The organism is Lapillicoccus sp., from assembly GCF_039935575.1.
In the GTDB taxonomy this organism is placed as follows: Bacteria; Actinomycetota; Actinomycetes; order Actinomycetales; family Dermatophilaceae; genus Lapillicoccus.
Genome location: NZ_JBDTKA010000150.1, coordinates 19,908 through 32,678, shown reverse-complemented (window position 1 = coordinate 32,678; position 12,771 = coordinate 19,908). Strand labels below are relative to the sequence as shown.

The window sequence follows — 12,771 nt, the reverse complement described above, 5'->3', positions numbered from 1 at the left end:
CGAGTGCCCTCCAACCGCAAGGGCACTCATGAGGGCACTCATGGCCGCCGACACCGGTTCCGGGAACCACCAACAATGCCAACGATCTGAGCACGAAAGGGTCGCGGGCTGACGGTGTAAACCGGGCCGATTATGACTCGGCAGGTTGTTGGTTCGAGTCCAACCGGGGGAGCCCATCTCGACGGTCCATGAGACGGGACCGACCCTCAGCGGCGCGGGCCGGCCCGCCCGCACCAACGGCGCCGGCGGCGGGGTCCACTGGGATGACCTGTGCCCCACCGATGCCGCCAACGGTCGGCCGACCTCGACGGCGCAGCAGCGACTGCAGCCGCGCCGCTACGGTGGTCAGGGCGTAGTTGATGACGATGAAGATGACCGCGATGACCGCCATCGCCTGGACGGGGTTGGACTTGTAAGAGCCGATCTGCTGGTAGGTGTTCAGCAGCTCGGGGTAGGTGATGATCTGGCCCAGCGCCGTGTCCTTGAGCACGACCACGAGCTGCCCCACGAGCGCCGGGAGCATGGCAGTGATCGCCTGTGGCAGCTGGATGGCGCGCAGGGTCTGACCCTGGGTCAGCCCGATGGAGAGACCCGCCTCGCCCTGACCCTTCGGCAGGCTGCCCACACCCGAGCGCAGCAGCTCGGCGACCACGGAGCCGTTGTAGAGCGTGAGGCCGGTGACCACCGCGGCTAGGGGGTTGATGTCAGAGACGAAGATGTTGTTGAAGCTGTAGAAGGCGAACGCGGCCAGCATCATGATCAGCACCGGCACCGACCGGAAGAACTCGACCACGACGGTTGACACCCACCGGACCGGGGCGAGGGGCGACAGCCGCCCCGCCCCCAAGACAAGCCCGAAGACCGCGGCGAGCACGATCGAGATCGCGGCCGCCTTGAGGGTGTTGATCAGGCCGGGGATCAGGTAGTACCGCCAGATCTCCGTGGTGAGGAACGGGGTCCACCTGTCGGCCTCGAGCTGGTTCTTCCTGCCGAGCTGGACCAGGACGAACACCACCACGGCGAGAATGACGACTGCGCCGACGACAGCTGCGATCCGATGGCGGTTACGAGCCTGCGGGCCCGGGGCGTCGAACAGGATCGACTCGCTCACCTCTTCACCCCCAAACGGTTGGACAGATAGGTCGAGAGAAGACCGACGGGCAGGGTAAGGATGACGAACCCGATGGCGACCACCAGGAAGATCGGCAGCACCAGGTCGGGTCGAAACTCCTGCATCGTGCGTTGTAGTCCGCTGATCTCGGCGACCCCGATGGCCGTCGCGACCGTCGTGTTCTTGATCAGGGCGATGAGAGTGTTGCCGAGGGGGGTGATGGCCCCGCGGAAAGCTTGCGGCAGAAGGATGTCGGTCAAGCTCTGGCCGAAGGTCAGGCCGATCGACCGGGCTGCCTCAGCCTGCCCTTGAGGCACGGTGTTGACACCGCTGCGCAGCGCTTCGCAGACGAATGCGGCGTGGTAGACCGACAAGGCGACGATCGCCCAGATGATGTTGTTGCGGATGAGGTCGTCGCTGAAGTTGAGGCCGAGGTTCACGATCATCACGATGTTGCTCGCGATGATGAGGAGCGTGAGCGGGGTGTTGCGGACCGTGTTGACGTAGAAGGCGCCAACCTTCTGCAGCAGACCCACCGGTGAGATCCGCAGGATCGCCACGATCGTGCCCAGGACCAGCGCCCCCACCGCCGAGCAGACGCTCAGCAGAATCGTCATACCGAAGGCGCCGAAGATGTTGTACTCGGCGAAGAGCTCACCCATACCCGCTCGTTCCTCTCAGGTCGGGGTTGCGTGGCGACCAGGGCAAGGGGTATGCCGCCCGCCCGGCTGAGCGATCGGCATACCCCCGTCGGGCCGTGTCAGGAACAGGCAGCCGGCGTGGGCGGGTTGCCCGTGCCCGGCTTGAACCCGGCCGGGCCGAGGTTCTTGTCAACCGACTTCTGCCACTCGCCCGAGCTGATGAACTTGGTGAGCGCATCGGTCACCTGTTTGCAGAAGGCGGTGTCACCCTTCTTGAGCCCGACCCCGTAGTTCTCGGTGGAGAACGTCGTGCCGACCACCTTGAGCTTGCCCTTGTTGGCCTCCTGCGCGGCGTAACCGGCAAGGATGGTGTTGTCGGTGGTCAGCGCGTCCACCGCTCCGGACTTCAGGGCATCGACGCAGAGGGTGTAGGTGCCGTACTCCTGCAGCTGGATGTCGGCGCCGAACTTCTTCTGCACGTTGGCTGCCGACGTGGATCCCTTCACCGAGCAGAGCTTCTTGCCCTTCAGCGAGTCCGGTCCGGTGATCGAGGTGTCGTCGGCCCGGATCAGCAGGTCCTGGCCGGCAATGAAGTAGGGACCGGCGAAGGAGACCTTCTCCTTGCGCGCATCGGTGATCGAGTAGGTGCCGACGATGTACTTGACCTGGCCGCTCGAGATGAGCGTCTCGCGCTGGGCGGACACCGACTCGACGAAGGTCGGGGTGAAGTTCAGCTCCTTGGCGATGTAGTTGGCGACGTCGACGTCGAAGCCGGAGTAGGTCGAGCCCTCTTTGAGGCCGAGTCCGGGCTGGTCGAACTTGATACCGACCTTGACAGCCGTCCCGCCGCCGCCAGCGCCGCTCGCACCGCCGCCGCCAGCGCCGGGCGACCCGCCAGGGGTACCGCTTCCGCAGGCAGCAAGCCCCGTCGCTGCGAGGACAGCCACCGCCGCCACCCCGAACCGTCTGTTCCTGGTGATTCTCATGCTGGTTGTTCCTCCCTAGTTGGTGCGCCGGCCACCCGTCCGGCGTCCGTTCTTGTGCAAGTTCGTGTGCGAACTGATGTCCCGCCCGCCACGTGGGCGAGATCTAGTGGGTGAGGATCTTGCCCAGGAAGTCCTTGGCGCGCTCGGACTGCGCGTTCGTGAAGAACTCATCGGGGGTCGCGTCTTCCAGGATCTCGCCGTCGGACATGAACACGACACGGTCGGCGGCTCGGCGGGCAAAGCCCATCTCGTGCGTAACGACGATCATCGTCATGCCTGACTCGGCCAGCTCGGTCATGACGTCGAGGACCTCGTTGATCATCTCGGGGTCCAGAGCCGAGGTGGGTTCGTCGAAGAGCATGACCTTGGGGTCCATGGCGAGCGAACGGGCGATGGCCACCCGTTGTTGCTGACCGCCGGAGAGCTGGGCGGGGTACTTCGCGGCCTGGTGCGCCACCCCGACTCGCTCGAGCAGGTCGTTGGCCTTCTGGTTGGCCTCCGCTTTCTTCTTCTTGCGCACCTTGATCGGACCCAGGGTGACGTTCTCGAGGATCGTCTTGTGAGCAAACAGGTTGAAGCTCTGGAACACCATGCCCACATCGGCGCGCAGCCGGGCTAGCTCCTTGCCTTCGTCGGGCAACAGCGTCCCGTCGATCTTGATCGTGCCGGTCTCGAAGGTCTCCAGCCGGTTGATCGCCCGACACAGGGTCGACTTGCCCGATCCGGACGGCCCGAGGACCACCACCACCTCGCCCTTGGCTACCGTAAGGTCGATGTCCTGTAGGACGTGCAGGTCGCCGAAGTGCTTGTTGACGCCCTCGACCTGCACCATCGGCTGGCCGTCTCGCTGGGGTGCGTCGCTCATTGCTGAAACCTACCCGTCAGAGGCTCGGGCAGGACGGTTCCGCCACCGATGGTCACCGAATTGTGAAGAAACCCTGAGAACGCGATTGAGCCCGTATGCCTGGGGTACAGGCTCACCATGAATGACAACGACCAGATGACCACCATCCGTTCGATTATGAAGGACGTCCGCACCTGCATGCTCGTGACCACCGCCGAGGACGGCGCGCTTCATGCGGCTCCGATGACGACCCAGGAGGCCGAGTTCGACGGCGACGCCTGGTTCATCGCGGGCAAGGACTCCGAGACAGTCCGCAACCTTGGCGCGCGCCCCCACGTGAACGTCAGCTACTCCGGCTCGAGCTCGTGGCTGTCGCTGACCGGGAGCGCCAGCGTCGTGCAGGACCCCGCCAAGATGAAGGAGCTGTGGAACTCGTTTGTGGAGGCCTGGTTCCCGGGGGGTCAGGATGACCCGAACATTGCGTTGATCAAGGTGGACGGCGTCTCGGCCCAGTACTGGGACAGCCCTGGCAAGGTCGCGATGACTCTGGATATGGTCAAGGCGCGGGTGACCGGCAACACCCCGACGTCTGGAGACTCCCAGAAGGTGGACCTGTGACGGTGACGGCTCACCATGACGACTGACTCGGTACGTCGGCACGAGGCGACCTCGTCCTACCCGCCCATCGCGGACTACGGGTTCCTGTCGGACTGCGAGGTCACCGCGCTGGTCGCGCCGAGCGGCAACATCGAGTGGATGTGCCTCCCACGCCTTGATGGTCCGAGCGTGTTCGGGGCAATGCTGGACCGCGACGCCGGCGGATTTCGCTTTGGGCCGGCCGACATGCGCGTCCCGTCCGCTCGTCGCTACCTGCCCGGGACGATGATCCTGGAGACCAGCTGGGGGACGCCCACCGGCTGGATCGTCGTGCGCGACTGCCTGCTCATCGGCCCGTGGCACCACGAGGGCAACCGGTCGGGTAGCCACCGGCGCGCCCCAACGGACTACGACTGCGACCACGTCCTGCTGCGCACCGTCAGGTGCGTCAACGGCGAGGTCCAGATCTCGCTCGACTGCAGCCCCGTCTTCGACTACGGGCGCATACCGGCGATCTGGAGCTACAGCGGGGCGGCCTACCACGAGGCGGTCGCCGAGGGCCGCGAGGACGACCCGAGGCTGCGGTTGACCACCGACATGAACCTCGGCTTCGAGGGCAACCGGGCCACGGCGCGGACCCTCATCAAGGAGGACGAGACCCGTTTCGTCGCGATGTCGTGGTCCGAGCACGAGCCACCGCACACGTTCGCGGAGGCATACAACCGCGAGGTATGGACGGCTCACCACTGGCAGCACTGGCTGGCTCGCGGGCACTTCCCGGACCACCCGTGGCGCAGCCATCTCGAGCGAAGTGCCTTGACGCTCAAGGGTTTGACGTTCGCGCCCACCGGTGCGCTCGTCGCCGCGGCGACGACCTCGCTGCCGGAGGACCCGGGCGGCGAGCGCAACTGGGACTACCGCTACACGTGGATCCGGGACTCGACCCTGACCCTGTGGGCGATGGACCGGCTGGGTTTCGACTGGGAGGCCGACGACTTCTTCTCGTTCATCGCCGACGTGGCGGGGACCGGAGAGGACCTGCAGATCATGTACGGCGTCGGGGGCGAGCGGAAGCTCACCGAGGAGCTGCTCGACCACCTCGACGGTTACCAAAAGTCCAGGCCGGTTCGGATCGGCAACGGTGCCTACGACCAGAAGCAGCACGATGTCTGGGGCGCCCTGCTCGACTCCGTCTACCTTCACACAGAGCACCGCACGCAGGACCGGCTGGACGACCGGTTCTGGGTGATCCTGTGCCGGTTCGTCGACACCGCGATCAAGAACTGGCCCGAGCCGGACCGAGGCATCTGGGAGGTGCGCGGCGAACCGCAGCACTTCACCGCGTCGAAGGTCATGTGCTGGGTCGCCGCCGACCGCGGAGCGAAGCTCGCCAGGACCCGGGAGCAGTTCGAGCGTGCCGAGCAGTGGCAGAAGGCCGCCGACGAGATCAAGGCGGACGTTCTCACGAACGGGGTCGACGAGCGCGGTGTCTTCGTGCAGCACTACGCCACACAGGCTCTCGACGCGTCCCTGCTGCTGATCCCGCTCGTCGGGTTCCTGCCCTATGACGACGAGCGGCTCGTCAAGACCGTCAACGCCATCGCCGACGAGCTGACCGAGGACGGCCTCGTCCTGCGCTACCGCGTGGACGCGACCGACGACGGGTTGTCCGGCGAGGAGGGCACCTTCACGATCTGCTCGTTCTGGCTGGTCTCGTCCTGGGCCTTGATCGGCGAGATCGACAAGGCCCGGCGGCTGTGCGAGAAGCTCTTCTCGATGGCCAGCCCCCTCGGGCTGTATGCCGAGGAGCTCGACGCCGAGAGCGGTCGCCACCTCGGCAACTTCCCGCAGGCGTTCACCCATCTGGGACTGATCAACGCGGTCCTGCACACCATGGCCGCCGAGGCGGCCGATGCTGCCTCGAACCCCTTGGCGTCACAGTAGGTTCGTAGGAGAGGGAGGTGTCAGCAGGTCGACCCAGTCGCCATACCCCGCAATGCGGCTCATCGTGGCGGTGACCTGGGTCCGTCGATCGGGAGGGACGTAGGTGAGCGCCCAGGAGCTGAACCCGAGGGTAGGCGTGGCTTCCCCATGTGCAGGGTCACCGTCGCACCGGATGGCTGGCGAAGACGGTGGAGCGAGGTCCGTCGTGTTGCGGCCGGCTGAGCCCAAGATCCCAGCAGGGACCGTGGCCGGCCGGGTCGTTCCCCTACGACGACCCGACCGACGTGCGGGGGAGCGCTGCGTCAGCCGTTGACCGAGCGTCGTCCACCGACGCGGGTCCAGATGAACAGCACGATGATCGCTCCGATCACGGACCCGATGAGACCGGCTGGCTGCAGGAAGCCGTCGGCCGCGTCCTTGTGAAAGAACAGGTAGCCGAGGAAGCCTCCGACGAACGACCCGATGATGCCGAGGACGATGGTCATCGCGATGGACAGGTCCTGGCTACCGGGGACGATCAGCCGGGCCAGTGCGCCGGCGATCAGTCCGACGAGGATGATGGTGACGATGAGACCCAGCATGGTGTGCCTTTCGGTCGAGTGCGGTTGATGACTCGACTTTCACACCCCTAGGGCGGATGCAGTACACCCCTAGGGGGGTTTAGTGTCGTGGATGTGACCACGACCCTCACCCGACCGATCACCGTGGCTCTTGTCGACGACTACGACGTGGTCTTGATGGGTGTCGCCAACATCATCGACCAGTACAGGGAGCGGGTGATCATCGCGGAGATCGACACCAACAAGCCGGTATCCGACGTTGTCGACATCGTGCTCTACGACTCGTTCGCCCAACCCGAGTCCGACCACCACGAGATCGGTGTCCTCGTCCGCAACCCCAGCGCACGGCGGGTGGTCGTCTATACCTGGAACTTTCACCCCGACCTCATCGCGAGCGCGCAGCGCCAAGGGGTTCGCGGGTACCTGTCCAAGGCGCTGCCGGCGCGCGAGCTCATCGCGGCCCTCGAGGCCGTGCATGCCGGCGAGGTTGTCGTCAGCGACCCGCCGGGACGCTCGCGGAGCGTCAACGGGCTGGACTGGCCCGGCCGACAGGAGGGTCTGACCGACCGTGAGTCCGAGATCCTCGCGTTGATCACCCAGGGTCGGAGCAACGCCGAGGTCGCGGCGCAGACCTACCTCAGCCCCAACACGGTCAAGTCCTACATCCGCTCGATCTACCGCAAGATCGACGTCGCCAGCCGCACCCAGGCGGTCCTGTGGGGAGTGGACCACGGGTTCACCCCGGACCACCGCCGCATCGACCACTGGCGCGGCGGTCCCTAAGCGCAGCGACAACCCCTTCGGCTGTGGGCACGTCGTCGACCATCACATCGTGGTGGCGCGTGGTGGCATTCGTTCGAACGGCTGATCTGGAAGCAACGTGGAGGGACCGAGCCGCAGGTCATGGGCCTCGCTGAAGACAGGCATAAGAAATTCACAGGCCCGGTCCCGAGAGTGAGTGAACCAGGCCACACCAGGCGGTCCGACCTCGAGATGGAGAACGCACCGATGTCCGTGACTGCCGAGCAGCGAGCCCGGCGCGCAGCTGAGCCTTCGGCCGACCAGGCCGCCGGGATGTCCAGGAGGGGGAGCCGGCGCGCGGTGCGGGGCTGGTGGCGCGATGGTGTCGGCGCGGCGACGTGGGCCAGTGTCCTGGTCGTGACGGCGCTGTGGGTAGCCGGCGGAGGACTGCAGGACCTCGGCTCGTGGGGGCCGCGCCTGACCAGCCTGGGTCGGCTGAGCGCCCTCCTTGCCTCTGACCTCCTGCTGTTGCAGGTCCTGCTGATGGCGCGGATCCCGGTAGTCGAACGGGCCTACGGGCAGGACGAGCTGGCGCGCAAGCACCGGCTCGTCGGGTTCTGGTCGTTCAACCTGCTGGTCGCCCACATCGTGGCGATCATCATCGGATACGCAGCCCAGGACCGGAACAACGTGTTCCTCGAGGCGTGGCAGCTGGTCGTCGACTATCCCGGGATGCTGCTCGCCGTCGCGGGCACGGTGCTGCTGGTCATGGTGACCGTCACCAGCATCAGGAAGGCCCGCCGGAAGCTGCGGTACGAGTCGTGGCACCTGCTGCACCTATATGCCTACCTCGGTGTCGGCCTGGCGCTGCCCCACCAGCTGTGGTCGGGCAAGGAGTTCATGACCAGCACCGTCGCAACGGTCTACTGGTGGTCGCTGTGGGCCGCCGCGGCCGCCGCGGTAGTCGTCTGGCGCCTCGGTGTCCCGCTGTACCGCACGCTTTTGCACGACCTGCGAGTCATCGACGTGGTCCGGGAGACCCCGGACGTGGTCTCGGTGTGGATGCGGGGTCGCCACCTCGACCGGCTGCCGGTTGCCGCGGGCCAGTTCCTGACCTGGCGCTTCCTCACAGGTCCGGGCTGGAGCCGGGGCCACCCGTACTCACTGTCCGCCGCTCCGACCGGTGACACCTTGAGGATCAGCGTCAAGGACCTGGGCGACGACAGCCACGTCCTGTCGAACCTGCGAGCCGGAACCCGCGTCGTTGTCGAAGGCCCGTATGGCCGGCTGCACGGCGGCGTGCGCACCCGTCGCAAGGTCACCCTGCTCGGCAGCGGCGTCGGCATCACCCCGCTGCGTGCCCTGCTCGAGGACCTACCTCAAGGCCCCGGTGACGTCACCCTGCTCTACCGCGCCAGCAGCGCGCAGGACCTGGTCTTTCGGAGCGAGATCGACGCACTCGCCGAGGCCAACGGCGCCCGTGTCTTCTACATCGTCGGCCCTCGAGTGTCCGACCGCTCCTCCTGGCTCCCGCATACCGCCGGCCACCTGAGCGACGTGCAGGCCCTGCACGAGCTCGTCCCCGATATCGAGGAGCACGACGTCTACGTCTGCGGAGCCTCGGCCTGGATGGACGCGGCCCGCGACGCGGCTCTGGCAGCAGGGGTTCCTCCGGCGCACATCCACCTCGAACGTTTCAGCTGGTAGAACCCAGCGTGGGGCACCGAGGCGACCGACCGACATCTTTAAACGCCCGACCAGGAGAAAATCACATGCGCAGGATCGCGGTGGCCATCATGGGGACCATCAGCGGGCTCGTGCTGCTCTTCAGCTACCACACCAGCACGAGCTCACGGATGGCCGTGTCCGGTGGCACAACGGTCGCCGGAGCTGGAACCGCAACGCCCACCGTTCCAGACCCGGCGGCAACGTCGGGAACCTCGACGGTTCCATCAACCCCCAGCACAGGCACCGCATCGCCTGCTCCATCAACATCCTCGCCGGCCGCCCCGGCCGCTCCGGCGGGGTCCTCGGGCTCGTTTACCGGGAGCTCCGTCGACACCCGTTGGGGTGCCGTGCAGGTTCAGATCACCGTACAGGACGGCAAGATCACGCAAGCGCAAGCGGTCAAGTACCCGCACAACAACGGTCGCGACCAGCAGATCAACGCCTACGCCGTACCGACTCTCAACCAGGAGGTCGTCACCGCACAGAGTGCGAACATCGACGCGGTGTCCGGAGCAACAGTCACCAGCGACGGCTACCTTCAGTCCCTGCAGTCCGCGATCGACCAGGCGCACCTGTGACCGCGGCCGTGACGAGGCCGACGGCCACACCTGTCGTGTGGTCCACGGGGCCGGGTGCAGGCCCGGCCGCCCTACCCCTTTTCGGTGAGGCTGCTTCTGAGGCCGACCACCCGCGTCGAGCCTTCGTCACCCAGGTCATGGGCCTTCCACTGAGTGTGCACGTGCGCGGTCCTGCGGCGTCCGGCCCCGACGTCGAGGAGGCTGTGGAGTCGGCGTTCACATCGCTTCGCCTCGATGACGAGCTGTTCAGCACCTGGAAACCGGACAGTCTCGTCAGCCGGGTCCGCCGAGGCGAGGTCGCTCTTCAAGACTCGGGTCCGCTGCTGCTCGAGGTGGCCGAGCTCTGCGACGAAGCCCGTCGACGCACCCGCGGCGCGTTCTCCGCGTGGCTTCCCGGACGTGACGGCATACCCGAGTTCGACCCGACCGGCCTGGTCAAGGGGTGGGCCGTTCAGCGGGCCTTCCACGCCTTGACCGCACGGCTGGCGGCCGTGGGGTCGCACGACCTGCTGATCTCGGCCGGGGGAGACGTGGTGCTCGGATGCGCCCGAACGGACACACCGGACTGGGTAGTGGCGGTCGAAGATCCCCGTGACCGGTCGCGCGCGCTGTTAACGCTGCGGATGCGTGCCGGAGCTGTCGCCACCTCCGGCACGGCCGCCCGCGGCCAACACATCATCAACCCCGATAGCGGCAGACCAGCAGCCGGACTGTTGTCCGCGACCGTCGTCGGACCGGACATGCTCTGGGCCGACGTCTACGCTACCGCCGCGTTCGTCGACGGCTCTGAGTCCGCAGCATGGTGGGGGCCGAACACGGACTTTGTCGGCTTCCTGGTGAACGACGACGGGACCACCGCCACCATCGACTGACCTGTTCACGCCCCGCGATGCCGGGGTGGGGTCAGCAGGCCGGGCACAGCAGCCGCGGCCTGGTGCTGGCCAGGTGCAACGCCCGCTGGCCGGCCTCCCCGAGGGGCCGCAGACCACATCCCCTACCTCCCAGCCCTGAGGCTCAGAACCCCTGATGCGGGTCGACCCGGCCGAGGAGCGGTTCGCCTGACGCCAGCCGGCGGACATTTTCGCGCACCCGTTCGGCCAGGGTGGCCCAGTACGCCCCCTCCGGGTTGGCTGCGTGGGGGGTGATAATCGCGTTCGGGAGGGACCACAGCGGGTGACCGGTGGGGAGCGGCTCCGGGTCGGTCACGTCGAGGGCGGCCCCGCCGATGCTCTCCTCCCGAAGCGCCGCAACCAGGTCATCGGTGACCACGAGCTCGCCACGGGCGACGTTGACGAGCCAGGCGTCCTTCTTCATCAGGGCCAGCTCGGTCGCACCGATCATGCCGTGGGTAGCCGGCGTGGACGGGGCGCTGATCACGACGTAGTCGCTCCCGGGGAGCACCTCGCGGTAGTCCGCGCGCACCACGGTGCGCGTAGCGTTGGGGAACGGCCCCGAATCGCTGACGGCCAGGAGCCTGCACTTCAGCGGGGCCAGCTGGTCGGCCAGGGCTCGGGCAATGCCGCCGGCCCCGACCAGGGCGACGGTGCTCCCGGCCAGTGGGCGGGTGACCTTGGGCGTCCAGTGGTCGACGCGCGCCAGGGTGTGCAGCCCACGAGCGGCGAGCAGCATCAGCGCCAGCGCATGCTCGGCAACCTGACCCGCGTACGCCCCAGCCGCGCTGGTCCAGAGCCGGTCGTCGTCGATGATGCTGTTGCCGGTCCACCGCTCGACCCCGGCATGCGGCAGTTGCACCCACCGCACCTCTGGATGAAGCATCCCGACGATCTCGCCGGCCTCGTCGCTTCCGTAGTAGACGATGCCCTCCGCATCGGCTAGAGGCACGAGGTGGCCACCACCCTCCCGGACCGCCTGCTCCAGCACCGGCACGTGTTTCGGGCCCACGAAAATGGCCGGGCCCAACGAGGTCGTCATGCGTTCTCCTCCTCCATCAGCTCGTCGACCAGCCGGACCAAGTACTCGCGACCCAGCCGCTGCATCTCGACGGCGTCACCCCCGTAGTGCTCCACGACGAGTGGCCCCGCGAAGCCACCCGCCAGGACCTCGGACACCGCGAGCCGGTAGTCGATGCCACCCATGCCCACCGTGGTTGGGGCCACCGCGAAGGGTCCGCTCGGGCCCAGGCTGGATCGGGTGTAGTTCTTCACGTGCCAGAAGTCCATGTGGGGGATGGCCCCCCGGATCGTCTCGAGCCACGACTCCCGCTGTGGTGTCACCGAGCGGAAGGTGTTGCCGAGGTCGGGGTTGATCCCCAGGTTGGGCGCGCCGACGCTCGTGATGATCCGGTCCATATCGGCGGCAGTACAGACCAGGCTGTCCTCGTAGATTTCGATGCTGACCTGCACCTGTCGCTGCTCCGCGTACGAGCACAGCTCTCCCAGTCGCTCCGCAGCCAGAGCCCAGGTGGCGTCCGACCGGTCATCGGGTGGTACCTCCACCTCCCAGAACATCCGCGTGTGGCGTTGCTCGGGCACCAACCGAGGGTGAAATCCCACGCCGATCAACGGGATGCCCAGAGCCTCCGCCGCATCCACCGCCTGGATGGAGTACTCGAGGTGCTCAAGGCCGCGCATGGGGTCGACGAGGCTGTGGCGAGAGATGTTGAGTCCCAGAGGCTGCACGCCGACATCGGCGAGCACACCGCCCAGCGTCTCCAACTCCGTTCTGCTCATGGTCGGTACGGGTAGCCAGCCGTCGATGAGGTCGACGTGGGCGAAACCGGCGCGGGTGAGCCGCCTCAGCTGGCGGGTCCAGTGCGCGGGCCCCAGTGCGTAGTCGTCGGTGCGTCCCCCGGGGGTCTGCTGGCTCAGCGCCAGCACGCTGCCCCCCACGACGACGTGGCCAAAGCGTGTCGTCGTCGGCTCGCCGCTTGTGCCCATGCTGGTCGGTCCCCTCGTCGCGTCGTGGTCGGACTCACCCTAGGGAGCCCGTCCGCGTCTGCCCACGACGGCGGCCAGCCTGCTGAACCAGTGAGTGATTGCCGACTCAAGTCCAGCAGGCTGAATATCGTGCGGACCCGACCT

13 protein-coding genes and 1 tRNA gene are annotated in these 12,771 nt (G+C 67.0%); 7 read left to right on the top strand and 7 right to left on the bottom strand.

The genetic code is table 11. From position 1 onward, the window contains the following. Positions 1 to 101: 101 nt before the first annotated feature. Positions 102 to 172: transfer RNA gene (locus tag ABI385_RS17710), tRNA-His, on the top strand. Here ABI385_RS17710 and ABI385_RS17705 read toward each other — a convergent pair. From ABI385_RS17705 to ABI385_RS17690, 4 genes are all read right to left on the bottom strand, one after another. Further along, the gene (locus ABI385_RS17705) at positions 131 to 1,012 is read right to left on the bottom strand and encodes an amino acid ABC transporter permease (RefSeq protein WP_348105085.1); all 882 of its coding nucleotides are present in this window, start codon (positions 1,010 to 1,012) and stop codon (positions 131 to 133) included. The genes ABI385_RS17710 and ABI385_RS17705 overlap by 42 nt on opposite strands. 95 nt (positions 1,013 to 1,107) lie before the next feature. Continuing rightward, complete coding sequence (locus tag ABI385_RS17700) at positions 1,108 to 1,773, bottom strand: amino acid ABC transporter permease (protein ID WP_348105083.1); 666 nt, start codon at positions 1,771 to 1,773, stop codon at positions 1,108 to 1,110. A gap of 98 nt (positions 1,774 to 1,871) precedes the next feature. Next, positions 1,872 to 2,738 (bottom strand): glutamate ABC transporter substrate-binding protein, encoded by an 867-nt coding sequence (locus ABI385_RS17695; protein ID WP_348105082.1) that lies wholly within the window; start codon positions 2,736 to 2,738, stop codon positions 1,872 to 1,874. A gap of 103 nt (positions 2,739 to 2,841) precedes the next feature. Continuing rightward, a complete protein-coding gene (locus tag ABI385_RS17690; RefSeq protein WP_348105084.1) occupies positions 2,842 to 3,570 on the bottom strand; it encodes an amino acid ABC transporter ATP-binding protein in 729 nt (242 codons plus the stop codon). 150 nt (positions 3,571 to 3,720) lie between these two features. Between ABI385_RS17690 and ABI385_RS17685 the strand changes: the two genes are divergently transcribed. Further along, positions 3,721 to 4,200 carry a pyridoxamine 5'-phosphate oxidase family protein gene (locus tag ABI385_RS17685; RefSeq protein ID WP_348105081.1) on the top strand — a complete coding sequence of 160 codons (480 nt, stop codon included), beginning with the start codon at positions 3,721 to 3,723 and terminating at the stop codon, positions 4,198 to 4,200. 15 nt (positions 4,201 to 4,215) lie between these two features. Beyond that, positions 4,216 to 6,123: a glycoside hydrolase family 15 protein gene (locus tag ABI385_RS17680; RefSeq protein ID WP_348105080.1), complete on the top strand. Its 1,908-nt coding sequence runs from the start codon at positions 4,216 to 4,218 to the stop codon at positions 6,121 to 6,123. Positions 6,124 to 6,425: 302 nt separating this feature from the next. Here the strand turns inward: ABI385_RS17680 and ABI385_RS17675 are convergent, their stop codons facing one another. Beyond that, positions 6,426 to 6,704, bottom strand: a complete 279-nt coding sequence (locus ABI385_RS17675; protein WP_348105079.1) for a GlsB/YeaQ/YmgE family stress response membrane protein — start codon at positions 6,702 to 6,704, stop codon at positions 6,426 to 6,428. 93 nt (positions 6,705 to 6,797) lie between these two features. Here ABI385_RS17675 and ABI385_RS17670 point away from each other — a divergent pair, with 93 nt between their 5' ends. The 4 genes from ABI385_RS17670 (at position 6,798) to ABI385_RS17655 (ending at position 10,602) form a co-directional block, all read left to right on the top strand. Then, positions 6,798 to 7,466: a response regulator transcription factor gene (locus ABI385_RS17670; RefSeq protein ID WP_348105078.1), complete on the top strand. Its 669-nt coding sequence runs from the start codon at positions 6,798 to 6,800 to the stop codon at positions 7,464 to 7,466. 225 nt (positions 7,467 to 7,691) lie between these two features. After that, on the top strand, positions 7,692 to 9,131 hold the full coding sequence (locus tag ABI385_RS17665) for a ferredoxin reductase family protein (protein WP_348105077.1): 1,440 nt from the start codon (positions 7,692 to 7,694) through the stop codon (positions 9,129 to 9,131). A gap of 65 nt (positions 9,132 to 9,196) precedes the next feature. Next, entirely contained in the window at positions 9,197 to 9,730 is a 534-nt protein-coding gene (locus ABI385_RS17660) for an FMN-binding protein (RefSeq protein ID WP_348105076.1), read from the top strand. Positions 9,731 to 9,891: 161 nt separating this feature from the next. Further along, positions 9,892 to 10,602: an FAD:protein FMN transferase gene (locus ABI385_RS17655; RefSeq protein ID WP_348105075.1), complete on the top strand. Its 711-nt coding sequence runs from the start codon at positions 9,892 to 9,894 to the stop codon at positions 10,600 to 10,602. A gap of 142 nt (positions 10,603 to 10,744) precedes the next feature. On the opposite strand, the gene ABI385_RS17650 is transcribed toward ABI385_RS17655, so the two are convergent. Together ABI385_RS17650 and ABI385_RS17645 are read right to left on the bottom strand one after the other, a co-directional pair. Continuing rightward, on the bottom strand, positions 10,745 to 11,662 hold the full coding sequence (locus ABI385_RS17650) for a D-isomer specific 2-hydroxyacid dehydrogenase family protein (protein ID WP_348105074.1): 918 nt from the start codon (positions 11,660 to 11,662) through the stop codon (positions 10,745 to 10,747). Then, positions 11,659 to 12,627 carry a sugar phosphate isomerase/epimerase family protein gene (locus tag ABI385_RS17645; RefSeq protein ID WP_348105073.1) on the bottom strand — a complete coding sequence of 323 codons (969 nt, stop codon included), beginning with the start codon at positions 12,625 to 12,627 and terminating at the stop codon, positions 11,659 to 11,661. The genes ABI385_RS17650 and ABI385_RS17645 overlap by 4 nt, the downstream gene beginning before the upstream one ends. Positions 12,628 to 12,771: the final 144 nt, after the last annotated feature.

What these genes read in the sequence shown, in the direction of transcription:
- ABI385_RS17665 (WP_348105077.1), top strand. Translation starts at nt 7,692, where the DNA reads ATGTCCGTGACTGCCGAGCAGCGAGCCCGGCGCGCAGCTGAGCCTTCG.
- ABI385_RS17645 (WP_348105073.1), bottom strand. Translation starts at nt 12,627, where the DNA reads ATGGGCACAAGCGGCGAGCCGACGACGACACGCTTTGGCCACGTCGTC.
- ABI385_RS17680 (WP_348105080.1), top strand. Translation starts at nt 4,216, where the DNA reads ATGACGACTGACTCGGTACGTCGGCACGAGGCGACCTCGTCCTACCCG.
- ABI385_RS17650 (WP_348105074.1), bottom strand. Translation starts at nt 11,662, where the DNA reads ATGACGACCTCGTTGGGCCCGGCCATTTTCGTGGGCCCGAAACACGTG.
- ABI385_RS17690 (WP_348105084.1), bottom strand. Translation starts at nt 3,570, where the DNA reads ATGGTGCAGGTCGAGGGCGTCAACAAGCACTTCGGCGACCTGCACGTC.
- ABI385_RS17700 (WP_348105083.1), bottom strand. Translation starts at nt 1,773, where the DNA reads ATGGGTGAGCTCTTCGCCGAGTACAACATCTTCGGCGCCTTCGGTATG.
- ABI385_RS17675 (WP_348105079.1), bottom strand. Translation starts at nt 6,704, where the DNA reads ATGCTGGGTCTCATCGTCACCATCATCCTCGTCGGACTGATCGCCGGC.
- ABI385_RS17685 (WP_348105081.1), top strand. Translation starts at nt 3,721, where the DNA reads ATGAATGACAACGACCAGATGACCACCATCCGTTCGATTATGAAGGAC.
- ABI385_RS17695 (WP_348105082.1), bottom strand. Translation starts at nt 2,738, where the DNA reads ATGAGAATCACCAGGAACAGACGGTTCGGGGTGGCGGCGGTGGCTGTC.
- ABI385_RS17660 (WP_348105076.1), top strand. Translation starts at nt 9,197, where the DNA reads ATGCGCAGGATCGCGGTGGCCATCATGGGGACCATCAGCGGGCTCGTG.